The organism is Kocuria sp. CPCC 205261 (assembly GCF_040981025.1).
Taxonomy (GTDB): domain Bacteria; phylum Actinomycetota; class Actinomycetes; order Actinomycetales; family Micrococcaceae; genus Kocuria; species Kocuria marina.
In genome coordinates, this window is record NZ_JAVKPU010000001.1 from 320,687 (window position 1) to 343,994 (window position 23,308).

Annotated in this window: 26 protein-coding genes, 1 tRNA gene and 1 riboswitch; of the genes, 9 read left to right on the top strand and 18 right to left on the bottom strand. The window is 69.9% G+C overall.

The window, feature by feature from the left end; translation table 11 throughout:
* Window positions 1-83: 83 nt before the first annotated feature.
* A riboswitch (glycine riboswitch) is annotated at window positions 84-202 on the bottom strand.
* A gap of 158 nt (window positions 203-360) precedes the next feature.
* The 6 genes from rplL to glp all read right to left on the bottom strand — a co-directional run bounded on the left by rplL (window position 361) and on the right by glp (window position 5,561).
* Entirely contained in the window at window positions 361-747 is a 387-nt protein-coding gene (gene rplL, locus RF646_RS01490) for a 50S ribosomal protein L7/L12 (protein ID WP_131332458.1), read from the bottom strand.
* Between the two features lie 122 nt (window positions 748-869).
* Window positions 870-1,403: a 50S ribosomal protein L10 gene (gene rplJ, locus RF646_RS01495; protein WP_035959878.1), complete on the bottom strand. Its 534-nt coding sequence runs from the start codon at window positions 1,401-1,403 to the stop codon at window positions 870-872.
* Between the two features lie 304 nt (window positions 1,404-1,707).
* Window positions 1,708-2,544: a formate dehydrogenase accessory sulfurtransferase FdhD gene (fdhD, locus tag RF646_RS01500; protein ID WP_368835018.1), complete on the bottom strand. Its 837-nt coding sequence runs from the start codon at window positions 2,542-2,544 to the stop codon at window positions 1,708-1,710.
* 1 nt (window position 2,545) lies between these two features.
* Window positions 2,546-3,721 (bottom strand): molybdenum cofactor biosynthesis protein MoaE, encoded by a 1,176-nt coding sequence (locus RF646_RS01505; protein ID WP_368835019.1) that lies wholly within the window; start codon window positions 3,719-3,721, stop codon window positions 2,546-2,548.
* The gene (moaC, locus tag RF646_RS01510) at window positions 3,718-4,215 is read right to left on the bottom strand and encodes a cyclic pyranopterin monophosphate synthase MoaC (protein ID WP_085106393.1); all 498 of its coding nucleotides are present in this window, start codon (window positions 4,213-4,215) and stop codon (window positions 3,718-3,720) included. The genes RF646_RS01505 and moaC overlap by 4 nt, the downstream gene beginning before the upstream one ends.
* Window positions 4,212-5,561: a gephyrin-like molybdotransferase Glp gene (gene glp / locus RF646_RS01515; RefSeq protein WP_368835020.1), complete on the bottom strand. Its 1,350-nt coding sequence runs from the start codon at window positions 5,559-5,561 to the stop codon at window positions 4,212-4,214. Before glp ends, moaC begins: the two co-directional genes overlap by 4 nt.
* Before the next feature lie 66 nt (window positions 5,562-5,627).
* On the opposite strand from glp, the gene moaA reads away from it, so the two are divergent.
* The 3 genes from moaA to RF646_RS01530 are packed head-to-tail and all read left to right on the top strand — an operon-like array spanning window position 5,628 to window position 8,281.
* A complete protein-coding gene (gene moaA, locus RF646_RS01520; protein WP_167318177.1) occupies window positions 5,628-6,704 on the top strand; it encodes a GTP 3',8-cyclase MoaA in 1,077 nt (358 codons plus the stop codon).
* A 4-nt stretch (window positions 6,705-6,708) separates the two neighbouring features.
* The gene (locus RF646_RS01525) at window positions 6,709-6,972 is read left to right on the top strand and encodes a MoaD/ThiS family protein (protein WP_064845233.1); all 264 of its coding nucleotides are present in this window, start codon (window positions 6,709-6,711) and stop codon (window positions 6,970-6,972) included.
* A gap of 4 nt (window positions 6,973-6,976) precedes the next feature.
* Window positions 6,977-8,281: a molybdopterin molybdotransferase MoeA gene (locus RF646_RS01530; protein WP_167318176.1), complete on the top strand. Its 1,305-nt coding sequence runs from the start codon at window positions 6,977-6,979 to the stop codon at window positions 8,279-8,281.
* Between the two features lie 16 nt (window positions 8,282-8,297).
* Here the strand turns inward: RF646_RS01530 and RF646_RS01535 are convergent, their stop codons facing one another.
* From RF646_RS01535 to RF646_RS01560, 6 genes are all read right to left on the bottom strand, one after another.
* Window positions 8,298-9,464, bottom strand: a complete 1,167-nt coding sequence (locus RF646_RS01535) for a GNAT family N-acetyltransferase (protein WP_144998298.1) — start codon at window positions 9,462-9,464, stop codon at window positions 8,298-8,300.
* Window positions 9,465-9,660: 196 nt separating this feature from the next.
* The gene (rplA, locus tag RF646_RS01540; RefSeq protein ID WP_167318174.1) at window positions 9,661-10,371 is read right to left on the bottom strand and encodes a 50S ribosomal protein L1; all 711 of its coding nucleotides are present in this window, start codon (window positions 10,369-10,371) and stop codon (window positions 9,661-9,663) included.
* A gap of 86 nt (window positions 10,372-10,457) precedes the next feature.
* On the bottom strand, window positions 10,458-10,886 hold the full coding sequence (gene rplK, locus RF646_RS01545; RefSeq protein ID WP_035959909.1) for a 50S ribosomal protein L11: 429 nt from the start codon (window positions 10,884-10,886) through the stop codon (window positions 10,458-10,460).
* Between the two features lie 136 nt (window positions 10,887-11,022).
* A complete protein-coding gene (gene nusG, locus RF646_RS01550) occupies window positions 11,023-11,895 on the bottom strand; it encodes a transcription termination/antitermination protein NusG (RefSeq protein ID WP_368835021.1) in 873 nt (290 codons plus the stop codon).
* A gap of 45 nt (window positions 11,896-11,940) precedes the next feature.
* On the bottom strand, window positions 11,941-12,207 hold the full coding sequence (secE, locus tag RF646_RS01555) for a preprotein translocase subunit SecE (protein ID WP_064845237.1): 267 nt from the start codon (window positions 12,205-12,207) through the stop codon (window positions 11,941-11,943).
* A gap of 63 nt (window positions 12,208-12,270) precedes the next feature.
* Window positions 12,271-12,343 (bottom strand) — tRNA-Trp (locus RF646_RS01560).
* 323 nt (window positions 12,344-12,666) lie between these two features.
* On the opposite strand from RF646_RS01560, the gene RF646_RS01565 reads away from it, so the two are divergent.
* Window positions 12,667-13,878 (top strand): pyridoxal phosphate-dependent aminotransferase, encoded by a 1,212-nt coding sequence (locus RF646_RS01565; RefSeq protein WP_368835022.1) that lies wholly within the window; start codon window positions 12,667-12,669, stop codon window positions 13,876-13,878.
* Entirely contained in the window at window positions 13,875-14,243 is a 369-nt protein-coding gene (locus RF646_RS01570; protein WP_368835023.1) for a hypothetical protein, read from the top strand. Before RF646_RS01565 ends, RF646_RS01570 begins: the two co-directional genes overlap by 4 nt.
* 94 nt (window positions 14,244-14,337) lie before the next feature.
* On the opposite strand, the gene RF646_RS01575 is transcribed toward RF646_RS01570, so the two are convergent.
* The 3 genes from RF646_RS01575 to ppk2 form a co-directional block, all read right to left on the bottom strand.
* A complete protein-coding gene (locus RF646_RS01575) occupies window positions 14,338-15,165 on the bottom strand; it encodes a PepSY domain-containing protein (protein WP_368835024.1) in 828 nt (275 codons plus the stop codon).
* Between the two features lie 27 nt (window positions 15,166-15,192).
* On the bottom strand, window positions 15,193-15,537 hold the full coding sequence (locus RF646_RS01580) for a hypothetical protein (protein ID WP_368835025.1): 345 nt from the start codon (window positions 15,535-15,537) through the stop codon (window positions 15,193-15,195).
* Between the two features lie 155 nt (window positions 15,538-15,692).
* Window positions 15,693-16,604 carry a polyphosphate kinase 2 gene (ppk2, locus tag RF646_RS01585; protein ID WP_172644385.1) on the bottom strand — a complete coding sequence of 304 codons (912 nt, stop codon included), beginning with the start codon at window positions 16,602-16,604 and terminating at the stop codon, window positions 15,693-15,695.
* Window positions 16,605-16,808: 204 nt separating this feature from the next.
* Here ppk2 and RF646_RS01590 point away from each other — a divergent pair, with 204 nt between their 5' ends.
* Complete coding sequence (locus tag RF646_RS01590) at window positions 16,809-17,840, top strand: 6-phosphofructokinase (RefSeq protein WP_085108437.1); 1,032 nt, start codon at window positions 16,809-16,811, stop codon at window positions 17,838-17,840.
* Between the two features lie 72 nt (window positions 17,841-17,912).
* Here the strand turns inward: RF646_RS01590 and RF646_RS01595 are convergent, their stop codons facing one another.
* The 3 genes from RF646_RS01595 to RF646_RS01605 all read right to left on the bottom strand — a co-directional run bounded on the left by RF646_RS01595 (window position 17,913) and on the right by RF646_RS01605 (window position 20,465).
* Window positions 17,913-19,136, bottom strand: a complete 1,224-nt coding sequence (locus RF646_RS01595) for a folate-binding protein YgfZ (protein WP_368835026.1) — start codon at window positions 19,134-19,136, stop codon at window positions 17,913-17,915.
* A complete protein-coding gene (locus tag RF646_RS01600) occupies window positions 19,133-19,741 on the bottom strand; it encodes an FABP family protein (protein WP_035959982.1) in 609 nt (202 codons plus the stop codon). The genes RF646_RS01595 and RF646_RS01600 overlap by 4 nt, the downstream gene beginning before the upstream one ends.
* Window positions 19,742-19,856: 115 nt before the next feature.
* Window positions 19,857-20,465, bottom strand: a complete 609-nt coding sequence (locus RF646_RS01605) for a hypothetical protein (protein WP_270258562.1) — start codon at window positions 20,463-20,465, stop codon at window positions 19,857-19,859.
* 181 nt (window positions 20,466-20,646) lie between these two features.
* Between RF646_RS01605 and RF646_RS01610 the strand changes: the two genes are divergently transcribed.
* The 3 genes from RF646_RS01610 to RF646_RS01620 all read left to right on the top strand — a co-directional run bounded on the left by RF646_RS01610 (window position 20,647) and on the right by RF646_RS01620 (window position 23,306).
* Window positions 20,647-21,336, top strand: coding sequence for a response regulator transcription factor (locus RF646_RS01610; protein ID WP_035960005.1), 690 nt, complete (start codon window positions 20,647-20,649; stop codon window positions 21,334-21,336).
* Window positions 21,337-21,368: 32 nt separating this feature from the next.
* Window positions 21,369-22,280 carry a mycothiol synthase gene (gene mshD / locus RF646_RS01615; RefSeq protein ID WP_085108431.1) on the top strand — a complete coding sequence of 304 codons (912 nt, stop codon included), beginning with the start codon at window positions 21,369-21,371 and terminating at the stop codon, window positions 22,278-22,280.
* 75 nt (window positions 22,281-22,355) lie between these two features.
* Window positions 22,356-23,306: an NUDIX hydrolase gene (locus RF646_RS01620; RefSeq protein ID WP_064845244.1), complete on the top strand. Its 951-nt coding sequence runs from the start codon at window positions 22,356-22,358 to the stop codon at window positions 23,304-23,306.
* The last annotated feature ends 2 nt before the right edge of the window (window positions 23,307-23,308 follow it).

Consider the following 23,308-nt stretch of genomic DNA (forward strand, 5'->3'; position numbering starts at 1 on the left):
TTCGCCGGCGGGCGCAGCAGCTCGCGCCCGTCGACCTGCCCCGTCGGTGCTCTCCCCGTGACGGGGTGAGCTCTTCAGAGTGGCCTGGTGCGGCGGTACGGGTGCCTGAGAGATTCCCGGGGAGGGTTTGCTCCTTCGGCGATGGCGCGCTGCCCGCGGTACCGGCTCACGAGGATCCGCCATGCTCTCCCGCCGTACGGTGACGGCCAGATGGTCACACACAGCTTCGCACATCACACCGCGGCGGGGAATGCGCGAAACCCCGCACCGATGATCGGTGCGGGGTTTCGCGGTGATGTCGTGCCGAACGGACCCGGGGGTCACGTCACGGGACACGGCGGGCGCACGAGGCGCCGTGGATCACTTGACGGTGACGGTGGCGCCGGCGCCCTCGAGGGCTTCCTTCGCCTTGTCAGCGGCTTCCTTGGTCGCGCCTTCGAGGACGGCCTTGGGAGCGCTGTCCACGAGGTCCTTGGCTTCCTTCAGGCCCAGGGAGGTCAGGCCGCGAACTTCCTTGATGACCTGGATCTTCTTGTCACCGGCGGATTCGAGGATGACGTCGAACTCGGTCTTCTCCTCCTCGGCCGCACCGGCGTCGCCGCCGGCGGGAGCGGCACCGGCCACGGCCACGGGGGCGGCAGCGGTGACGTCGAAGGTCTCCTCGAACGCCTTCACGAACTCGGACAGCTCGATGAGGGACAGTTCCTTGAAGGCCTCGATGAGTTCTTCGGTGGTCAGCTTAGCCATGGTATTGGCTCCTTACTTGTACGTGGTGCCGGTGCTGGTGGCGCCGGCGAGGTGTGCGTGGGAAGAACACGGGTGTTTCCCGGGCACTCGCCCGGGACCCCGCAACCGGGTCCCCGAAGGGATCAGGCGGCGTTCTCGCCCTGTTCGTCCAGCTTGGCGCGCAGGGCCTCGGCGGTGCGCACGGTCTTGGACAGCGGGGCCTGGAACAGCGCAGCAGCCTTGGACATCGACGCCTTGGCGGCGCCGGCGACCTTAGCCAGCAGAACCTCGCGGGACTCGAGGTCCGCGAGCTTCTTGATCTCGGACTCGTCCATCGCGACGCCATCCAGGTAACCGCCCTTGACGACCAGCTGGGGGTTGTCCTTGGCGAAGTCACGCAGACTCTTGGCGGCCTCGACGGCGTCACCGGAGACGAACGCGATGGCCGAGGGGCCCGTGAGCTTGCCCTCGAACGCGTCGATACCGGACTCGCGAGCCGCGATGGCGGTGAGCGTGTTCTTCACCACGGCGTATTCGGCGTTCTCACCGAGGGAACGGCGCAGCGTCTTCAGCTGAGCCACGGTGAGACCGCGGTACTCCGTCAGGACGGCAGCGTGCGAGTTGGAGAAGAATTCCTTCAACTCCGCAACCGCGGCAGCCTTTTCAGGATTCGCCATGGTGCTCCTTCCTTACATGTGGGTGCCGGCCCGCGTCCCGTACGAGGACACGAAAAAAGCCCCGCGCAGATGCCCGGGGCTCGAGACCACGTCCTGATCACACGCATGAAGATGCGGTTTTGAGGAGCGGAATTCGTGCTGGTTCACCTGCGCTGGACGGTTCACGTTTCCGGGAACCTCTTAGATCGCGCGTACCGGGGCACGCGTGATGACCGGCGGTCTTTGGTACATCGATCGTACCCCAGGGCGCGGTGCCCACCAAATCAGCGGGGCGCGGGTGCCCATCAAATCGTCAGGGCCCGGTTCACTCCCCCGTGATGCGCTCCGGGTGGGTGTAGACGTTGCACCGACCCTTGCGGTTGAACCCCACGACCGTGACCCCGCGCTCCCGCCCGTGGGTCACGGCGAGTGCGGAGGGTGCGCTGACCGCGGAGAGCACGGGGATCCCGGCCATGGCGGCCTTGCTCACAAGCTCGAACGACGCCCGAGCGGAGACCTGCAGGACCGCTTCGTGCAGCGGCAGCAGTCCTCGCTGCACCGCCCACCCGATGACCTTGTCCACGGCGTTGTGCCGGCCCACGTCCTCCCGGGCCACGAGGGGTTCGTCCCGGCCCACGGGGAACAGCGCCGCCGCGTGCACCCCGCCCGTGGCGGAGAAGACCCGCTGGTGCTCCCGCAACTCATCCGGCAGGGACACGAGCCGCGCCGCGGTGACGAGTGGACGCGGGTGCGCCACGGGGTACGCGGAGGACTTGACCACCCCGTCCAACGACGGCGTGCCGCACACCCCGCACGACGAGGATGTGAACACCTGGCGCTGGGCGTCCGCGCGCGGCCCCGGGGCCGCCGGTGCGAGCCGGACGTCCACCACGTTGTACGTGCGGTGCCCGTCCTGGTCCACGCCCGAGCGGTAGTCCATCTTCACGATGTGCGAGACCTCCGTGATCACGGCCTCGCTCAGCAGCAGCCCCGTCACGAGTTCGAAGTCGTCCCCGGGCGTGCGCATGGTCACGGTGAACTGTTGCCCGTTCAGCCGGATCTCCAGGGGTTCCTCCCCCGCGAGCCGGTCCGGACCCGCGCGCACTTCTCCGTGGGCGTCGAACGTGCGCACGCGAGCGGGGACGATGATCCGAGCGGCCATCTCAGGCGTCCAGCCCCACCCAGTTGTGCTGCCCGTCCTCGAAGCTCTGCCGCTTCCAGATGGGCACGCGTTCCTTGATGAGGTCCACGAGCTGCGCGCACGCTTCGAACGCCTCGCGACGGTGTCCCGCGGCCACGGCCACCTCGAGCGCGCTGTCCCCCACGGCGAGCGCGCCGATCCGGTGCGCGGCCCACAAGCGCACGTCCGGGTGGGCGCTCGCGATCTCACCGACCACGTCCCGCATGACCTCGCCCGCGCTGGGGTGGGCGCTGTACTCAAGCGCCGTGACACCGTCCTTGCCGCCGTCGTGGTCGCGGATCACGCCGCTGAACCCGACGACCGCCCCGCACCGCGGATGCTGGACCGCACGCTGCGCCTCGGCCGCATCCAGGGGGTCGGTCGTGACGAGCGCCAGCAGCACCTCGCCCGCCGAGGGCTCGGCGCCCGGCGCGGCGTCGTCGTCGGACGACGACGACGCTGCGGGCACCTGCGCGCCGACCGTGCCCGCGGCGGGGGCGGCGTCATGGCCGGGCACGTCCGTGCGCTCGGCGTGGCCCGGGGAGTCCGGGACCGCCGCGGGGACGACCTCCCCCTGCGCGGAGCGCGTCACGGAGCGGTCCTCCCCGTGACCGTGCACGTCCTCGAGCTGTGCGCTGATGTGGTCCAGCAGGGGGTCCAGCACGGTCATCCCGTCCTTGATGCCCCCGCGCGAGCCCGGGAGGTTCACCATGAAGGTCTGGCCGGTGTGCCCCGCGACCCCGCGGCTCATCACGGCCGTGGGGGTCTTCTGCAGCCCCGCGCTCCACAGCGCGTGCATGATCCCCGGCGACTCGCGCTCCAGCACCCGGGCCGTGGACTCGGGCGTGACGTCGTCCGAGTTCAGTCCGGTGCCCCCGGTCGTGATCACGAACCGCGGGGCGGCAGGCCCGGACGCCGATGTGAGGTCGCGCAGCAGCTCGAGGACCTCGGGACCGTCCGGGATCACGCGCAGCGTCACGTCCAGGCCGCGGCCCCGCAACCAGTCCCGCAGTAGCGGCCCACAACGGTCCTCCGCCGCGCCCGACGCCGCCGAGCTGGACACCACGACCACCACGGCGCTGCGCCCCTCCAGGTGGGTGTCGCCCACCTCGTGTCGACGGAAGGGACGGCCGTGGGCCGGTTCCGCGTGCTCACTCATCGGGCGCTCCAATCGCCGCTCTTGCCGCCGGACTTGGCGAGCACGCGGGTGTCGGTGATCGTGGCGGCCTTGTCCACGGCCTTGATCATGTCGTACAGGGTCAGCGCGGCTACGCTCGCCGCCGTGAGGGCCTCCATCTCCACGCCGGTCACACCGCGGGTGCGCACGGTCGTCTCGATCACCACACGGTCCTCGCGCGGGGTGAGGTCCACGGTCACCTTGCTCAGGGGTAGCGGGTGGCACAGGGGCACGAGGTCCGGGGTGCGCTTGGCGGCCATGATCCCGGCCACGCGCGCCACGGCGAGCGCGTCCCCCTTGGGCAGCCCCCCCGAGGCCAGCAGGTCGATCACATCCGGGCGGGTCATGAGCACGGCCTGGGCGGTGGCCTCGCGCGAGGTCACCGCCTTCTCGCTCACGTCCACCATGTGCGCCGTGCCGTCCTCCCGCACGTGTGTCAGGTGCTGTTGTCCGGGCTCCGGCTCTCGTTCGCTCACGCTGGCTCTCCTGTTCGTTCCGTTCCGTCTGCTGCGCCCGCGGGCACCGGGTCGTCGTCCGCGGGCAGCACGCCGCCGTCCACCGGCAGTACCGCCACGGTCGTCCCGGCAGCGAGTTCGTGCTCCCCGGGCGGGATGCGCACCAGGACGTCCGCATGGGCGGCGGCGCTCAGCAGGTGCGACGACGCTCCCCCCACGAGACGCACGCGCGGGACCGTTCCGTCCCCCGGGTGTTCCATACTCCCGCGGCGCAGCTGGGTCCTGGTGTCCAGCGGTCGAACCGCCTCGCCCAATTCGGCCGTGAACCACCGCGGCGACGGGCAACACCCCCACGCGGCCGCGAGCGCGGGACGCACGAAGACCTCGCACGAGACCCACGTGCTCACGGGATTACCGGGCAGGCAGATCACGGGCACGCCACGGAACGTGCCGTGTCCCTGGGGGCCTCCCGGTTGCATGGCCACGTGGTCGAACCACGTGTCCCGGCCCTCCCGCTCGAGGCCCTGGCGCACGACCTCGAACGCGCCCGCGCTGATCCCGCCGCTCGTGATCACGAGGTGGGGTCGTGCCTCGGTGACAACGTGATCCAGGGCTCGCACGAAGGCGTCCGGGTCGTCGTCCACACGGACCCGGGTCACCGATTCGGCGCCCGCCTCGGACAACCACGCGGCCAGTAAGGGGCCGTTGGCGTCGTGGTACATCCCGGGGCGCAGCGCGTGCCCGTCGGGCGCGATCTCGTCCCCTCCGCTCACCACGACCACACGCGGTCCGGTGCGCACGGACATCTCGGTTCCCGGGCCCAGTCCGAGCGCGGCGCACGCACCGAGCGCCGCAGCCCCCAGCCGCGTTCCGGCGGGCAGCGCCACGGCGCCGCGGGCGACGTCGCTCCCGGCCGCTCGCACGAAGGTGCCCTCGGTGACGGACCGGGCGACGTCGGGGCTGATCGTCACGGCCGGGACGTCGAAGCGCGGGGGACGCACCCGTTCCACGGGGATCACCGCGTCCGCGCCCTCGGGGAGCACGGCCCCGGTCATCACGGCGGTCACAGTACCGGGTGTGTGCCGCGCCGGTTCGGCACCCGCGGGCCGCACGTCCGCGACGGGCAGTTCGATCCCTTCAGCATCCCCTGGCTGGGGCGGGACGGAGGGGGTCAGATCGGCCACGCGCACCGCGAACCCGTCCATCTGCGAGTTCGCCAACGGTGGCAGGTCCGCCTTCGCCACGAGGTCCCGAGCGAGCACGCGTCCCGCGGCGCGCGCGAGGGGCAGGAGTGCGGCGTCGTCGTGGGACGCCGAGTTGAGCAACTCGACCAGCGTGCGCTGGTGCGTTTCGATACAGCGGGACATGGCTCCAGGGTAGCCACCCCGACGGGGGTTCCGCCCGTGCTGGGGGCAGCACCTACACTGGACGGTATGTCCGTTTTCCTTGGTAATCCCCATGTCCTCCCCGTTCGCGGGGTGCCCACGCAGGGGCCGTTGACGGACCGCTTCGGACGTACCGCCACGGACCTGCGCATCTCCCTCACGGACAAGTGCAACCTCCGGTGCACGTACTGCATGCCCGCGGAGGGCATGCAGTGGCTGCCGCGTGAATCATTGCTGACGGTCCCGGAGATCGTGCGCTTGGCCGCCATCGCCGTCTCGGACTTCGGGGTGCGGGAGATCCGACTCACGGGCGGGGAACCGCTCATCCGCCCCGATCTCGAGGAACTCGTGGCCGCCCTGACCGAGCGCATGCCGGGGATCCCCGTGTCCATGACGAGCAACGGCATCGGACTCGCCGGGCGTGCCCAGGCCCTCGCGGACGGCGGGATGACCCGCGTGAATATCTCCCTGGACACCCTATGCGCGGACACCTACGAGAAGCTCGCCCGCCGCGGGCGGCTCACCCAAACGCTCGAGGGCGTGGCTGCCGCCCAGGACGCGGGCATGAGCCCGGTCAAGCTCAATGCCGTCCTGATGCGCGGGGTCAACGACCACGAGGCGCCCGCGCTGCTGCGCTGGGCCCTGGACCATGACTGCGCCCTGCGCTTCATCGAACAGATGCCCCTGGACGCGGACCACGGCTGGACCCGGAAGAACATGGTCACGGCCACCGAGATCCGCGAGTCCCTGTCCCGGGACTTCGACATCACCCCGGACACCGCACCCCGAGCGGGCGCCCCCGCGGAGAAGTACCTCGTGCGGGAACGCGGTCAGGACACCGTGCTGGGGACCGTGGGGATCATCGCGTCCGTCACGGAACCGTTCTGCGAGGACTGCACGCGCACTCGGATCACCGCGGACGGCCACGTGCGCTCGTGTCTGTTCTCCCACCACGAGACGGATCTGATGCACCTGTTGCGCTCGAACGCGACCGACCGGGACATCGCCCAACGCTGGCGCGATGCCATGTGGGTCAAGCCGCGCGCCCACGGGATGGACCACGCGGGCCTCGACTCCGGGGACTACGTCCAGCCCGACCGCAGCATGAGCGCGATCGGGGGCTGAGACCGTGCTCGTGCGTTATTTCGCGGCGGCCGCTGCCGCGGCCGGGACAGAGGAAGAGCACGTGGAGACCACCACGGCGCTGACCCGCTCCGAGCTGCAGCAACTGTTGGTCACCCTGCACCCCGTGGCCCCACCGGGCGAACGCACGTTGGCCCAGGTGTTGCCGCAATGCTCGTGGCTCGTGGACGGTGTGGCCGCCCGGGACCAGGAGTCCCCGCTGGCCCCGGCCGCCACGGTGGACGTCCTCCCGCCCTTCGCGGGGGGTTGATCGGATGCCTGGTCCTACCCCACCCGCGTGGAGCAGCGGTCTCGAACCCCTGCACCACGCGGCGCGTGACGCCGCCCGGACCCTCGCACACCGGGCCGGTTCGGCGCTCGCGGACTCCCGGCCCGGCGGCGCGATCGAGATCGTCCCCCTGGACCGGGCGGCGGGTCGCACCGCGGCCCACGACGTCCGCGCGGCATGTTCCGTCCCGCACTACGCCTCGAGCGCGATGGACGGGTACGCGGTCCACGGACCGGGACCGTGGCGCGTCGTCGCCCCGGGCTCCCGTGCGGGGGCATCCGACGGACGGCGACTGGATGATCACCTGGCCGACGGCGCTGCGCCGTCCGCGCCGCTGCCAAGTGCCGCGTCCGCGGTCACGCTTGCGCCCGGCACGGCCGTCCCCGTGGTCACGGGCGGCGTGATCCCGGACAGCACCACCACGGTCATCCGCGAGGAATTCGCAACCCGCCGCGGCGAGCTCCTTGAGCTGTCCCCCGACAGCCCGCGCACGGAACTCGCGGGCAGGCACATTCGCCCGGCCGGAACGGAATGCGCCGAGGGCGAGACCGTGGTGCGGGCGGGCGCCGTGCTCTCCCCCGCGCACGCGGCGTTCCTGGCCGTGGCCGGACGGGACGACGTGCCCGTGTGTACCGTCCCGCGCGTGGCCTTGCTGCTCACGGGTTCCGAGGTGCGCACCAGCGGGCTCCCGGCTCCCGGGTACGTGCGCGATGCGTTCAGCATGTCCCTGCCGCCCATGGTGAAGGCCTTCGGCGGGCGCACGGTCACGGTGCGCCGCGGTCCCGACGACGCCGCGGCGCTGCGTTCCCTGCTCCGCGAACTGAGTACCGAGCACGACCTCGTGGTCACCACGGGTGGCACGTCCCGCTCGCGCGCGGACTTCGTGCGCCCCCTGGTGCAGGACGAGTGCCATGTGCTCGTGGACCAGCTGGACCTCATGCCCGGTCACCCCACATTGTTCGCAGCCGCGCGGGACACTGCCGTGCTCGCGCTGCCCGGCAATCCCCTGGGTGCCATGGTGGCGTTCCTGCTGCTGGGTGGGGCGTTCCTGGCCGGCCACTTGGGCCGCGATGCCCAGCCTTTCGCCCCCGCGATTGCCGGGGAGGATCTGGCCGACGCCCGCTCCGAACGATTGCTACCGGCCCGGCGGCACGAGGACGGCTGGGTGCCGTGCCGCGCGGTGGGCTCCAACATGGTGCGCGGACTCGCCGCGGCGCAAGGGCTGCTGTCCGTGCCCCGGGATGGGCTGGCCCGCGGACAGGAGACCGTGGTGCTGCCCCTGCCGTGGTGAGTGACCGGCCCGGTGGTCAGTGGATGCTGAAGTCCTGCTCCCAGATCGCGGACTGACCGGCGTCCCGGAAGCCTAGCTGGGCGTTGACCCAGTTCATTCGGTCGTTGCCGCTGTGGGTCCACGAGTACACGGTCCGGACCTCGGGGGCCACGTTCGCGAGCTGCTCGAGGTTGGCGAGCTTGAGCCGCATCCCCAACCGGTGCCCGCGGTGGGTGCGCACCACGAGGGTCTCGTCCTGCAGGGCCAGGGCCGGGCGGTGCTGCGCGAGGATCAGTTCGGTCATCCCCACGAGCTCGCTCGTGCGCACGTCCTGGATCACGGCCATCAGGGACCGGTCGCCGTCCTCCTGACGCAGCTGTTCCGTGCGGCGCACCCGCGCGCCGTCCCACGGGTCCGGGTCCGCCACGATCGGTCGCACGAACGAGTCCGTGGGGATCTTGGCGTGCAGCTGCGCGAGCGGGGCCAGGAGCTCGTCCGGGGCCTCCCCCACCCACGTGTGCAGGCGGTAGTGGTCCGCGAAGGGCACGGCCTCGAGGGATTCGTGGATGCGCGCGGTGCGCTGTTCGTCCAGCGGCACGGGCAGGAGCGCGAAACTGCTGACCGTGCGCAGGGTGTACCCGGCGTGCTGGGCGAAGCGGGTCTGGCGGTGGCTCGCGGGCAGGCGCCCGGAACCATCGGCGGCGTCGAGCCATGGGACGGGAGCCACGGGGCTCGCACCGCCGTCGGCCGTGCCGTCCGCGCTGCCGTCCCCGGGGCCGGAGGGATCGCGCGCCTCGGACGCGGGGTGCTCGGTCACGAGGCGGATGAACCGGCGGGACTCACCCCGCGCAAGTTGCTCCGCAGCACTCAGAAGAGCGCGCCCGATCCCCTCGGAGGTCTCGTCCGGGGCCACATCCACCGCGATCTGCGCCATGTCGGTGTCCGTGATCAGGGGCATCCGCACCTCGGCGCGCCCCACGAGGCGGTCGTCGAGGTACGCGCACAGGATGTTCACGCGCTCGTAGGGGTCGTGCAGGTCCCGGAAGATGTCGTGGGCGCCGTTGCTGAGCTGACCGGTGCCCCACACGTGTCGCCGGGAGGACTGCACGAGCGCGGCCACGCGCCCCAGGACCCGCTGCGCCTCGTCATCGAAGGTGTCGGGGATGCACAACAACTCGATGCGTACCGGTGACGGCTCCGTCACAGTGCTCTCCTTCCGCGCCGCCCGGCCGGGACGGCACCCGGGCGACGGGCCCCGTCCACGGAACCCGGCCTCAAGTACATCAAGAATTCGTAACGGTGTTTCCATCGTCCCACGAAAGAAGGGTCCGGCCGGTGACGGCACGGACCCTTCCCTCGACGGTAGGGAATGCGAGCGTTCCCTCGTTACGTACCCGCGATCACGCCTGGGTGGTGACCTCGGTGGCGCTCGGGTCCACAGGGATGCCCGGGCCGAACGTGGTGGCCACGGTGGCCTTGGTGATGTAACGGCCCTTGGACGCAGCCGGCTTCAGACGAAGCACCTCTTCCAGCGCGGCACCGTAGTTCTCGGCGAGCTTCTGGGCGTCGAAGGACGCCTTGCCGATGATGAAGTGCAGGTTGGAGTGCTTATCCACGCGGAAGTCGATCTTACCGCCCTTGATGTCGGACACGGCCTTGGCCACGTCCATCGTCACGGTGCCGGTCTTGGGGTTCGGCATGAGGTTACGGGGACCCAGGATCTTGCCCAGGCGGCCCACCTTGCCCATCATGTCCGGGGTGGCCACGGCGGCGTCGAAGTCGGTCCAACCGCCCTGGACCTTGGCGATCAGGTCGTCGGAACCCACGAAGTCCGCCCCGGCGGCCTCGGCCGCGGCAGCCTTGTCACCGGTTGCGAACACGACCACGCGAGCGGTCTTGCCCGTGCCGTTGGGCAGGTTCACGGTGCCGCGGACCATCTGGTCCGCCTTGCGGGGATCCACACCGAGGCGCATGGACACCTCGACGGTGGAATCGGACTTGCTGTTCTCGGCCAGTTCCTTGGCCAGGGCGACCGCCTCGGCGGGAGCGTAGAACTTGCCCGCCTCGATCTTCTCGGCAGCTGCCCGGTATGCCTTGCTGCGCTTTGCCATCTGCTTGTTCTCCTTGTGCAGTTGTGGTCAGCGGGCCGCGCTCGGCCCTGCCACGATGGTTGTCTTCGGTACGAGCTCGGAAGAGCTCAGTTGACCTCGATGCCCATGGAACGGGCGGTGCCGGCGATGATCTTCGCGGCGGCCTCGACGTCGTTGGCGTTGAGGTCTTCCTTCTTGGTCTCGGCGATCTCACGGACCTGGTCCATGGTGATCTTCCCGACCTTATTGGTGTGGGGGACACCGGAGCCCTTGGCGACGCCGGCGGCCTTCTTGATCAGCTGCGCGGCCGGCGGGGTCTTGGTTACGAACGTGAACGAGCGGTCCTCGTACACGGTGATCTCGACCGGCACGATGTTGCCGCGCTGGGATTCCGTGGCCGCGTTATAGGCCTTGCAGAATTCCATGATGTTGACGCCGTGCTGACCCAGCGCGGGACCCACCGGGGGAGCCGGGTTGGCGGCGCCCGCCTGGATCTGCAGCTTGATCAGGCCTGCGACCTTCTTCTTGGGAGCCATGTGATGGTCCTTCTTCTAGCTGTGCGTACCGCCGCACAGGAGCGTACGACGGCGAGTGGTCGCCGTGGCGCGGCGACCGAACGGAAACACCCCGGACCAAAGCACATCCGAGGCCGGATTCCGAAACCTGATGGGACTAAATCTTGGTGACCTGGTCGAAACTGAGGGTCACGGGGGTCTCGCGTTCGAAGATGGACACCAGCACCACGAGCTGCTGGGATTCCACCTTGATCTCGGAGATCGTGGCCGGGAGGGTCTCGAAGGGGCCCTCCTTCACGATCACGGACTCGCCGACCTCGAAGTCCACGGTGACCTGCTGGGCGCCGCCCTGGGCACCCGCGCCGGAACCGGCGGTCTCGCCCAGGCCCTTCGCCTTTTCGGGGGTCTCGAACGTGGGGGCGAGCATGTCGAAGACCTCGTCCAGGCGCAGCGGCACCGGGTTGTAGGCGTCCTGGCCCACGAAGCCCGTGACACCCGGGGTGTGGCGCACAGCGCCCCAGGAGGCATCCGTGAGGTTCATGCGCACGAGCACGTACCCGGGGATCCGCACGCGGCGCACGGTCTTGCGCTGCGAGTTCTTGATCTCCACGACCTCTTCCATGGGCACCTCGATCTGGAAGATGTCCTCTTCCATGTTGAGGGACTGGATGCGGGTCTCGAGGTTGGTCTTCACACGGTTCTCGTACCCCGCGTACGTGTGGATCACGAACCAGTCGCCCTCTTGGCGGCGCAGCTTGGCCTTAAATTCCACCGCGGGGTCGACGTCGTCCTCGGCGGCTTCCGCCGTGGCCACGGCGTCCTCGGTGGGGACGGGCACGGCCTCGCCGTTACCCTCGGCGGCGTCGAGGTCGGCTTCCTGCACGGTGCGCTCGTCGGAGTCCTGCTGCGGATCCGTGGTCTCGGTGGTCTCGGACGTGCTCTGCGCCGACTCGTCCCGCGCAGCGTCCGCCATCAGGGAGTCGAACTGAGCGGGCTGGGTGTCGTCGTTATCGAGCTCGTGATCGGTCACCGGGGATTCCTGCTTTCTGTGGACGTCTGGAAGTGGTGGAAGGACTTACTGGGCCTGGTCGCCGTTCCCGAACAGCCAGATGGCCACCTGACCGAAGCCCAGGTCCAACAGGGAGATCAACACCATCATGAACGCCACGAACGCCAGCACGACCAGGACGAAGTTGACCAGTTCCCGGCGGGACGGGGCGACGACCTTCTTGAGTTCTCCCACGACCTGACGGATAAACAGCCAGATCCGGCCGAAGATCCCACGTTTGTGATCGGAACCGGCAGGTTGACCCGGGGTCTGTCCTGTGACGGTGTGCGACATCGGCTCTCCCCTGCGTGAAGCAACTTCTCGGCGGTGGTGTGCGTGCCGTTGTGGGTCCTGAGGCAGGGCAGACAGGACTCGAACCTGCAACCTGCGGTTTTGGAGACCGCTGCGCTACCAATTGCGCCACTGCCCTTCGACACCGCGCCGCAGCCGTGCGCGACACGAAATCCGGTGCCCGAGCCTATCATCGGCCCGTCATCCCGCCGTCGGGAGTCCATCCCGGGGCAGAGCGCACCGCACTGGTGGCGGCACCAACAGACCATGGTACGCGCCCGCCGCGTCCCGTGCAAAGCAAGGGTCCGGCCACCTAAGCTGGGAGTGGTGTCCGCGTCCCCGGTCGGACCCCGGGCCCGTCAGGTTCCCGTACGGATCCGTGCGCGGGCCAGTGAGAGGCCCGCCCGCCGGGACGACCCGGTCAGTCCAAGCAGCCCAGTCAGCCCAGGAGAAATGATCACCATGTCACCAGCGCAGCAGCGCATCTCGCATCGGATCTCGGCGATCGCGGAGTCCGCGACCCTCGCCGTGGACGCCAAGGCCAAGGCCCTCAAGGCCGAGGGGCGGCCGGTGATCGGCTTCGGCGCGGGTGAACCGGACTTCGCGACCCCCGACTACATCGTGGATGCCGCCGCCGAGGCCCTCCAGGACCCCAAGAACTTCCGCTACTCCCCCGCCGCGGGACTGCCCGAGCTGCGTTCAGCGATCGCGCAAGCCACGCAGCGCGACAGCGGATGGGCCGTGGAGCCCTCCCAGGTGCTCGTGACCAACGGCGGCAAGCAGGCCGTGTACCAGGCGTTCCAGACGGTCATGGACGACGGCGACGACGTCCTCCTACCCGCCCCATATTGGACCACCTACCCTGAAGCCATCCGACTGGCCGGCGGCAACCCCGTGGAGGTCTTCGCGGGTGCGGACCAGGAGTACAAGGTCACGCCCGAACAACTTGAGGCCGCATACACGGAGCACACCAAGGCCCTGTTGTTCTGCTCGCCCTCCAACCCCACGGGTGCGGTCTACACCGCCGAGGAGACCCGGGCCGTGGGTGAATGGGCCGCGGCCAAGGGCATCTTCGTAATCAGCGACGAGATTTACCAGCACCTCACGTACGACGACGTGGAGTTCACCTCCATGGCCCGCACCGTACCCGAGCTGCACGAGAACCTCATCCTGCTCAACGGCGTGGCCAAGACCTACGCGATGACCGGGTGGCGTGTGGGCTGGCTGGTCGGTCCCGCGGACGTCGTGAAGGCCGCGACCAACCTGCAGTCGCATCTGAGTTCCAATGTGAACAACGTGGCCCAGCGCGCGGCCCTGGCCGCCCTGAACGGGCCCATGGACCAGGTGGAGCGCATGCGCGAGGCCTTCGACCGGCGTCGTCGCACGATCGTGGACGGGCTCAACGCGATCGACGGCGTGGTGTGCCCCACCCCCACCGGTGCGTTCTACGCGTACCCAGACATCACGGCGCTGTTGGGCCGCGAGTTCGCGGGCGTCACGCCCACCACGAGCGCGGAGCTCGCGGAACTGATCCTCGAGAAGGCCGAGGTGGCAGTGGTCCCGGGTGAGGCCTTCGGCCCGTCCGGGTACCTGCGCCTGTCCTACGCCCTGGGCGACGACGATCTCGCCGAGGGCCTGTCCCGTCTGCAGAACTTCCTGGGAGGCACCGAATGAGCGTCAAAGAGACCTTGCACGAGCTGGACGAATTGCTGCCCTCTGCCGTGGCCCTGCCCAGCTCGGCTGTGGTGGCCGGCGGACTGATCGGCGGTTACGCGGTGGCCCGTTTCACGGGGGTGCGCGCCCTGGGCGGCGCGGTCCTGCTCGCGAAGGGCGTGGTCGCCGGGCGCACGTGGTACCGCTCCGCGGGACCCGCCACGACCGCGGGCCTGAGCGTGCTGTACCTCGCCGGGTTCGGACTGTCCCACCCGCTGGCCAAGAGGATCGGCGCGTGGCCCTCGGTGTTCACCGTGGCCGCTGTCAACGCCGCGGCGTCGTGGGCGCTCGTGGACCGGCACAACTTCCGGGGCGAGACCGCCTGAGGCCCCCGCGCGGACGCACCCTTCACCGCGCACGCACCCTCGACAGCGCACGCACCCCCGACGGCGGATGACCGCTGTCGGGGGTGCTGCTCGTTCAGGGGTGCTGTTCGTGCAGGGAGCGACATCCGTTCAGACGGCGCGGCCCGTTCGGGGAGCACCGTCCGCACGAATGATCAGTGCGCGGATTCCCGGGCCAAGCGGCGTTGTGGGACGACGGCGACCGCGAGATCCGCCGCGAGCAACGCCACGAGCGAGATGCCCAGCAGCGGCACGAACAACCCCACGCCGAGACCCACCACGAGCAGCAGCGCACCGCCGTGGGGGTACGGGGCCGAAACCCGCGCCCGCGGTGCTCGGCGTGTTCGTCCCCGACACCCTGCCGCTGTGCGGACCCCGGCAAGGCCGTGGACACCTTGGGGGCGGTCCAGTGCAATGCGCTGCGCAGTTGCGAGACGTTCTCCCCCGCGTGCGCGGACCACGTGAGTCCCGACGCCGCGAGAAACAGGAAATCGAGGGCCAGCCACACGCCCGTGGCCGTGTGGCACGACCGGGTCCGGCGATACGCATTGGCCTCCCCCGGGCGTGGGACCAGGGTGACCCGGGCGCAGCGGCCCCGCCCCACGCGGCGTCGGTGCAGCACCATGAGCACGATCCTGCTCACGGCCATGACACCCAGCCACGAGGCCGCGAGTTCGCTGTAGAGCCGCCCGGGCTCACCCAGCAGCAGGTGCCGGTGCAACCGGTCGATCGTGGTGCGCAGCGGCAGAGTGCAGTCTTTGCAGCAGGGCCATGAACCAGGCGTGGGAGGGGCGCGCACGGGTGACCACGCGCACGGGGGCAGGAGGTAGGCCAGGGGGACGGGGCGCGGTGCGTGACACGACACGAGCGCCGGGACCACGAGTGCGAGAACGTTGAAGAACACACGCGCGGCGGCGTGCGCGAGCCGCCGTCACCCGTCCCCCGCGTGCCGCACGAGCACGAAGGTGAGGGCGGCCGCGGCCACGTGGGCCCTCACCATGGGGTCGTGACCCATGGCCGCCGGATCGGGAGGCACGAGGGACTGGGCGTCCGTGAGGTGCGGGGACGGGGCGTGCAGGGCGTGACCCTGGGCGTGGGCCGTCCCGATCACGTGGGAGGACGGCCCCGCGGCATGACCGCCCAGCGAGAACGGCGCGTGGAAGGGCACCTGGCTCAGCGCCACGGCACACGCGGTTCGTACGGCGCCGAGACGCCGCCCGGCGAGAAGCACGCACACGAGCCCCGCGATCGACAGGGTCAACGCCAGGAGGGCCATGTTCGGCGGGTTCGGATCCACCGCGTAGTGGGACGTGGCCTCGCACAGGGTGGATACGCCAGCGGCCGCCCCGCCACGAATCAATCAGGCCGGGCGGCTCACGGGGGTGGAACCAACCATGGACGCTTCCGGGGGACGGCGGGAGGAGCCGGGTATCAGTCGTCCACGGCGTCGCGGCCGCGGCGCACAATCAGCGGGTCTGGCGGGTACACCACGGAGGTGTCCTTGTCCTCGTAGTCGAACTGGTTGAGGAAGAAGCGCATGGCGTTGAGGCGGGCGCGCTTCTTGTCGTTGGACTTGATGGTGATCCACGGGGCGTGGTCCGTGTCCGTGCGGCGGAAGGTCTCCTCCTTGGCCACAGTGTAGTCCTCCCAGCGGTCCAGGGACGCGAGGTCCATGGGCGAGAGCTTCCAGCGGCGCACCGGGTCGATCTGGCGGATCGCAAAGCGCGTGCGCTGCTCGTGCTGCGTCACCGAGAACCAGAACTTGGTCAGGTGGATCCCCGAGTCCACGAGCATCTTCTCGAACACGGGCGCCTGCAGCATGAAGCTCTCGTACTGCTCGTCCGTGCAGAAGCCCATCACGCGCTCCACGTTGCCGCGGTTGTACCACGAGCGGTCGAACAGCACGATCTCACCGTTGGTGGGCAGGTGCTGGATGTAGCGCTGGAAGTACCACTGGCCCTGCTCGCGGTCCGAGGGCTTGTTCAGGGCCACCACGCGGGCGGCGCGGGGGTTGAGGTGCTCGGTGAAACGCTTGATGGTCCCGCCCTTGCCCGCGGCGTCCCGACCCTCGAACACGATCACGTGTTTGAGGTCGTTGTCCTGACCCCAGTACTGGAACTTCAACAGTTCGATCTGCAATTGGTACTTCTCGAGCTCATAGTCCTCGCGGGACATCCGCTCGTCGTACGGGTACCCCTCACGCCACGTCTCCACCGCGCTTCCACCCGGGTCGATCAGATCGGGGTCCGGGGACTGCCCGTCCCGCACGGTGTAACCCTGGTCCACGAGCTTGTCGATGAACTCGCGCAGGTTCTCCCGGGCCGGTTCTTGCTGGGCGGTCATAACGTCCTCCTGGTGGCCTGACATCGCGAACGGCGTGTTCACAGATCCTCCCCCGATCTTAGTTGTCCACATTAACCACGGGTGGACGGGACCCACCATGTGCCGCGCATCCGTTTATCCGGTGTCCCGGGCAACGCCGAGCGCGCGTTACTAGGATGGAAGGGGAACAACGATACGACACGACAGAGGGGAACTGAGGCACACATGCGAATCGGGCTCATGACCAGCGGCGGGGACTGCCCCGGACTCAACGCGGTGATCCGCGGCGCGGTGTTACACGGCATCAAATCTTTCGATCACGAGTTCGTGGGCTTCCGGGACGGCTGGCGCGGCGTCGTCGAAGGGGACATCATCGACTTGCCGCGGCAGAGTGTACGCGGCCTCGCGCGCCAGGGCGGGACCATCCTGGGCACCTCGCGCACCAACCCCTTCGACGGCCCCCAGGGCGGTCCCGAGAACATCGCCAAGGTCCTGGAGCGTCACGGGATCGACGCCGTGGTCGCGATCGGCGGCGAAGGCACCCTGGCCGGCGCCAAGCGGCTCGCGGATGCGGGGCTGCCCGTGGTGGGCGTGCCCAAGACCATCGACAACGACCTGCAGGCCACCGACTTCACGTTCGGTTTCGACACCGCGGTCTCGATCGCAACGGATGCGATGGACCGGCTGCGCACCACCGGCGAATCGCATCACCGGTGCATGGTCGCGGAGGTCATGGGCCGCCACGTGGGCTGGATCGCGTTGCACTCCGGCATGGCCGCCGGCGCGCACGCCATCCTGATCCCCGAATTCCGGGAGTCCATGGAGCAGGTTTCCGAGTGGGTCCGTGAGGTCCACGAGCGTGGCCGCTCACCGCTCGTCGTCGTGGCGGAGGGCTTCATCCCCGACGACCGCGAGGAGGCCATCGCGGGCAAGGGCACCGAGGCGTCCGGGCGCCCGCGGCTGGGGGGCATCGGGGACTTCGTGACGCGGGAGATCGAGGAGAACACCGGCATCGAGACCCGCAACACGATCCTGGGTCACATCCAGCGCGGTGGCGCGCCCACCGGCTTCGACCGTGTCCTGGCCACGCGACTGGGGATCGCCGCCGTGGGGATGGCCACCGAGAAGCAGTGGGGCAAGATGTGCGCGCTGCGCGGCACGGACGTGGTGCGCGTGGACTTCTCCGAGGCGCTCGACGGGCTCAAGGTGGTACCGCAGGACCGCTACGACGAGGCCAAGGTGCTGTTCGGTCGCTGAGCCCCGACTCGTGGTGACGCCCCGTTCCCCTCCGAGGGGAACGGGGCGTCACCACATGTCAGTCGTGTTAGGTCAGAGCCGCATTCCACCGCCGCGCGGACCGCGCATGAGCCCCTGGGCCCGGCCCACCACGGACCCGGCATCCGGGGGGACCACCACGGTCTGGGCGGCGGCCCACTGTTCGGCGGGTGCGTCCGCGGACGTGCCGCCCGCGGCGTCGTCGGACGCGCCGTTGCCGTTCGATGCGGCCTCCTCCGAGCCCTGCACGACGGTGTCCCGCACGGTGAGCACCGCGTCCGGGGCGACCGAGCGTTTGAGCACGGCGAGCGCGATAGGGCCGGCCTCGTGGTGCAACTGGGCCGCGGTCACGCGACCCACGACCTTGCCGTTCAGCTCGACCGTGGCCCCGGGGCCCGGGAGCGTGTGCTGGGAACCGTCCAGGTCCAGGAACGTGAGCCGGCGCGGCGGGTGGCCCAAGTTGTGCACGCGGGCCACGGTCTCCTGGCCCTTGTAGCAGCCCTTGGCCAGGTGCACGGCGGTGCGCATCCAGTCCAGTTCATGCGGGATGGTCTTCTCGTCCGTGTCCGCGCCCCAGCGCGGCCGCCAGGCCTCGATCCGCAGGGCCTCCGCGGCCCACGAACCGGCGAGCGAGTACCCCTGTTCCTCGAGAGCCGCGACCGCGGTCTCCAACGACGCGAGCGGAATCAGGTGTTCATACCACGAGCGCGCGGCACCCGGGTGATCCTCGGTCACGGCGTAGGCGTGACCGCCCACGCCGACGCCCGGCCACGGGTCGTGCCACACCAGCACGGGGTTGGTCTGGGCGGGAAGCAGCTCACGAAGGTCCCGCGTGGCGACGAGCACCGCCCAGCGGTCACTGACGTCCTCGATCTCCACCCGCAGGGCGAAGCGCATGGTGGTCAGCCAGTCGGCGAGCCCTGCGGCCTCCCGGGCCTCGGTGATCAACCACGTGGTCCCGCCATCGTCGACCACGTGCGGAGCGAATTCCACGCGGCCCTGGATGCTCAGGAAGAGGGTTTCGGTACTGACCCCCGGGGTCAGTCCGGTGAGCACCTGCGACGACAAGGTGGTGAGCCAGCTCAGTCGATCGGGGCCACTCACGGTCACGACGCCGCGCTGGGACTGGTCCACCACGGCCCTCCCCCGGGCCAGGGCGCGCTGTTCGTGCACGGGGGCGCCGTAGTGCGCCGCGACCCCCTCGTCCAGCGCTTCCGCGGTCACGGCACCGTGGCGGTGCAACAGGACGGAGGAGTATGAGGGTGCGGTGTCAGTCACTTCTGGGGTTCGACCTTGCTCAGTTCGGCGGAAGCGTGCGTAGCGAGTTCGTGGCCCTGCGCGGCCATGTCCCACGCCCACATGAGGTGGTTGTTGACGAGCCCGTAGAGCCGGGTCCCGGAGACGTACTCCTTGGCACCGCGGGCGCGGATCACGGCGTCCGTGCTGAGGTCCACGCGCGGGCCCTTGATCTGGCCCAGGTACAGCTCGGCGACGCCGCCGGGCTGGGCGATCGTCACGGAGATGTCGAAGCCGCCGTCCGCGTTGCGCAGGTCCTCGACGTCCTGTGCGGACTTGAGCACGGGCACGGGGTCCGGCGGGAGCATCCCGGGTCCGATGTCGCCGTCCTCACGAGGACGGGCGAGCTCCCAGAACCCTTGTTCGTACGTGGCCTCGCGCTGGGGTTCGCCCTCTTCGTTGAGCAGCGTGGTCTGCGCGCGGTAGATCATGAACGGTAAGCCGGTCTGTTCGAACGTGACGCGTTGCCGGAAGGCACGTTGTTCGGCGTCGCCGTATCCCATGAAGCCGTTGCCCTCCCACGTGCCCAACAGCCATGCGAAGGGAACGAGTTCGGGGGTCAGGTCCGTGGGGATCTCGACGGGCACGAGTTACAGCTGGCCCTTGAAGAGGCTGAACACGACCTTCAAGGAGATTCCGAGGATGCACAGGCCCGCGAGGCCGAGCAGGACGAGGTAGAAGATTTCGAGAGCAAGCATGGCTTCACGCTACCACGGCGGCCAGTAGCTGGGTCGCGAAAACGGCCACCATACCGAACAGTGCCACGGGTGTGACACCGAGCGTGATCATGCCCCTGCGGCGCAGGTTTTCGGGGGCCGCGGAGATCACGCGGGCACCGGCGACCACCAGGATGATGGTCAGCGGGGCGCCCACGCCCGCGACGGTGAGCCACCTGCTCAGTCCCTGGTCGTGGGCCACGCGGGAGAACGCGATCCACCCCGAGGCGGCAACCGCGGCCAGGACCCCTGTCGCGGAGGCCAGCGCGGATTCCAGACGGTACTTGGCACCCTCCCCCCGCACGAGTTCGGCCACGCACACGACCATGAAGGACACACCGATGATCGCGGGCAACCACACGAGGCGCTGGGACGGGACGAGTTGTACGAGCAGGCACGCGAGGGTGCCGGCCACCGCGATGAGCACGTTGTGCCGGCGCCGCGCCTGGATCCCCGCGGCGGCGGGCCACCCCACACCGATCGTCACGGCCATGGCCACGGACACGAGCAGCGGCGCCCACGAGCCGATCACGCCCGCCGTGAGCGCGAGGACGAGCGCCACCACGGCGGCGACGATGATGCGCGCGTACTTCATGGCGGGGTTCCTTCGGGGCCGAGGGCGGGCGGTGTGGTGCGTACCCGTTTCAGCGTAACCGGCGCGGGCCTCGCGGCGGGTCACGTGTACCCCCGCACGTCCACGGGGCCCGCCTATACTGGCCCGGTCATTGGCCGTGCCCGCGCGGGAGCGGTCACCTCGCGTCCGAGCGGATCCCACAGTGACCCACATCGCCCTGCTCAGCACCGCATCCCCCGCCGTGGAGTCCGCGCTGCCCGCGCTCGAGCTGCTGCCGCACCGGGTGCGGGTGCACGCCCCGGACGAGAGCAGTGCACTGACCGGGTCCGCGCGCCCGGACGTGGTGATCGTGGACGGCACCCGCAACCTCGTGACGGCGCGCAACACGGCCGTCTCCCTGTCCGGGCTCGAACGCCCGCTGCCCGTGCTCGTGACGGTGACCGAAGGCGGGATGGCGGCCGTGGCGCCGTCATGGTGCGTGAGCGACGTCCTGCTGCACACCGCGGGACCCGCCGAGATCGAGGCGCGGTTGCGCCTCGCGCTCGCCGACGCCGGGACGAACGCGCTCGAGAACGACGACGCCGTGATCCGCGCCGGGGCCGTGGTGATCGACGAGAACTCCTACACCGTGAAACTGGGCGGGCGGGCCCTGAACCTCACGTTCAAGGAATTCGAGCTGTTGAAGTTCCTGGCCCAGCACGCGGGCAGGGTGTTCACGCGCCACCAGTTGCTCTCCGAGGTGTGGGGCTACGACTACTACGGCGGGACGCGCACGGTGGACGTCCACATCCGTCGGCTGCGAGCCAAACTGGGTGCGGATCACGAGCACCTGATCACCACGGTGCGTAACGTGGGGTACAGCTACACCGCGGGCAGGGACCAGACGCCCTGATCGCGCGCCATAACCCACCGAGGAGGCATCCCATGTCCGTGACCGTGACCGCCCACGACGACATCCCGTTCCCCGACGATCTCGTGGCGCTCGCCGAGCGCGCCCACGCCGCGGACGGCGAACCGCCGTTCTCCGACCAGACCCTCGTGGACGTGCGCTCCGGCCGTGCGGGGGTCACGTGCGTCGCGGCCACCGACGGCGAGCGCCTCGTGGGTGCCGCGGTGGTCGTGCCGCAGCCGGATCGCGCGTCCACGTACACGGTGGAGCTCGTGGTGGACCCCGAGCACCGCAACCGGGGTGTGGCCACGGCGATCGCGGGGCAGCTGCGCGCTCAGCTGGACGGCACCGTGGAGGCCTGGGCCCACGGCAACCACGTGGCCGCGCAACGCCTCGCCGAGCTCCACGGCCTCGAGGCCGTGCGGGACCTCTACCAGCTCAAGCGCGCCGTGGCCGGCGCCGAGGACGTCCCCCTGCCCGTGGACCTACCGGAACATCTCGAGATCCGGGCGTTCGAGGTGGGCCGGGACGAGCAGTCGTGGTTGCGGGTCAACGCCGCGGCGTTCGCCGAGCACCCCGAACAGGGCCGCATGACGCTCGCCGATCTGCAGGAACGCGAGAACGAGTCGTGGTTCGATCCCCGGGGTTTCCTGCTCGCGGTCGCCGCGGACGACCCGGACGACGTCGCGGGCTTCCACTGGACCAAGGTGCACCCGGCCTCGGGGGACGCCGCGGCCATCGGTGAGGTCTACGCCGTGGGGATCGCCCCGGACCACCAGGGCCACGGACTCGGCCGCGCCCTGACCGCGGCGGGCATCAACCACCTGGCCGAACAGGGGCTGGACGAGGTCATGCTGTACGTGGACGCGGACAACCCCGCGGCCGTGGCGCTGTACGAATCCCTGGGCTTCGAGCGCTGGCACGTGGACGTCATGTACCGCAGCTGACGACGGCTACGATCGTTACCGAACCCCGCCCGCGCCGCGCGGTCGAGTCGAGCGTCCGACTACGGAGAGCAGGTCATGGCGAAGAACAAGACCCTGAGCAAGTACGACATCCTCGCCGCCGGCTGTGTGTGCTGGCGGGTGGTGGACGGCGAACTCCAGGTGTTGGTCATCCACCGCCCCCGCTACGACGACTGGTCCTGGCCCAAGGGCAAGCAGGACGACGGCGAGACGCTGCCGGAGACGGCCGTGCGCGAGCTGCGCGAGGAGACGGGGTTGCACATCACCCTGGGGGTCCACCTCGCGGACACCGAGTACACCGTCCGCGGTCATGACAAGCTCGTGCGCTACTGGGCCGCGGAGGTCTCCCCCTTCGCCCACACGTCCCCGGAGGACGACGAGGTGGACCGGATGAGCTGGTTGCCCGTGGCCCGGGCCCGCTCGATCCTGACCAACGAGGACGACACCGCTCCCCTGGACGAACTCGCCCGCCTGTACGCGCGCGCCTCCCTGGCCACCCGCCCCGTGATCGTGATCCGCCACGCCAAGGCCAAGCCGCGTTCCTCCTGGCAGCGCGCCGAGGGGGACCGCCCGCTCGCCGCCACGGGCAAGCGTCAGGCGCTCGCCGTGACCCGGTTGCTCGCCGCGTGGCAACCGAAGCGCGTGGTGACGTCCCCGTGGTTGCGCTGCATCTCCACCGTGGTGCCCTACGCCAAGAAGTACGGGATCAAGGTCAAGGAGCGCTCACAGCTGACGGAGGCCGCCCACAAGCGCCATCCCAAGCGCGCGGCCCAGGTCACCGAGCAGCTCTTCGACACCGAGCGTCCCGTGGTGCTGTGCACCCACCGCCCCGTGCTGCCCACCGTGTTGAAGGTGCTCGCCAAGCACCTGCCGCCCGCGCTCGCAGCGCAACTGCCGGACGCGGACCCGTACCTGAGCCCCGGTCAGATGATCGTGCTGCACATGCCCCGGGCCTCGCAGAGCGCCCGCGCCGTGGGCTTCGAGATCATTTCCCCGTTCGACGACTGACA

Excerpts from the sequence above, each read along its gene's own strand:
- RF646_RS01570 (WP_368835023.1), top strand. The coding sequence starts at position 13,875 with ATGAGCGTCAAAGAGACCTTGCACGAGCTGGACGAATTGCTGCCCTCT.
- moaA (WP_167318177.1), top strand. The coding sequence starts at position 5,628 with ATGTCCGTTTTCCTTGGTAATCCCCATGTCCTCCCCGTTCGCGGGGTG.
- secE (WP_064845237.1), bottom strand. The coding sequence starts at position 12,207 with ATGTCGCACACCGTCACAGGACAGACCCCGGGTCAACCTGCCGGTTCC.
- RF646_RS01530 (WP_167318176.1), top strand. The coding sequence starts at position 6,977 with ATGCCTGGTCCTACCCCACCCGCGTGGAGCAGCGGTCTCGAACCCCTG.
- rplL (WP_131332458.1), bottom strand. The coding sequence starts at position 747 with ATGGCTAAGCTGACCACCGAAGAACTCATCGAGGCCTTCAAGGAACTG.
- RF646_RS01505 (WP_368835019.1), bottom strand. The coding sequence starts at position 3,721 with ATGAGTGAGCACGCGGAACCGGCCCACGGCCGTCCCTTCCGTCGACAC.
- RF646_RS01565 (WP_368835022.1), top strand. The coding sequence starts at position 12,667 with ATGTCACCAGCGCAGCAGCGCATCTCGCATCGGATCTCGGCGATCGCG.
- RF646_RS01605 (WP_270258562.1), bottom strand. The coding sequence starts at position 20,465 with ATGAAGTACGCGCGCATCATCGTCGCCGCCGTGGTGGCGCTCGTCCTC.
- fdhD (WP_368835018.1), bottom strand. The coding sequence starts at position 2,544 with ATGGCCGCTCGGATCATCGTCCCCGCTCGCGTGCGCACGTTCGACGCC.
- ppk2 (WP_172644385.1), bottom strand. The coding sequence starts at position 16,604 with ATGACCGCCCAGCAAGAACCGGCCCGGGAGAACCTGCGCGAGTTCATC.
- rplJ (WP_035959878.1), bottom strand. The coding sequence starts at position 1,403 with ATGGCGAATCCTGAAAAGGCTGCCGCGGTTGCGGAGTTGAAGGAATTC.
- mshD (WP_085108431.1), top strand. The coding sequence starts at position 21,369 with ATGTCCGTGACCGTGACCGCCCACGACGACATCCCGTTCCCCGACGAT.
- glp (WP_368835020.1), bottom strand. The coding sequence starts at position 5,561 with ATGTCCCGCTGTATCGAAACGCACCAGCGCACGCTGGTCGAGTTGCTC.
- rplK (WP_035959909.1), bottom strand. The coding sequence starts at position 10,886 with ATGGCTCCCAAGAAGAAGGTCGCAGGCCTGATCAAGCTGCAGATCCAG.
- RF646_RS01620 (WP_064845244.1), top strand. The coding sequence starts at position 22,356 with ATGGCGAAGAACAAGACCCTGAGCAAGTACGACATCCTCGCCGCCGGC.
- RF646_RS01580 (WP_368835025.1), bottom strand. The coding sequence starts at position 15,537 with ATGGCCCTCCTGGCGTTGACCCTGTCGATCGCGGGGCTCGTGTGCGTG.
- RF646_RS01590 (WP_085108437.1), top strand. The coding sequence starts at position 16,809 with ATGCGAATCGGGCTCATGACCAGCGGCGGGGACTGCCCCGGACTCAAC.
- rplA (WP_167318174.1), bottom strand. The coding sequence starts at position 10,371 with ATGGCAAAGCGCAGCAAGGCATACCGGGCAGCTGCCGAGAAGATCGAG.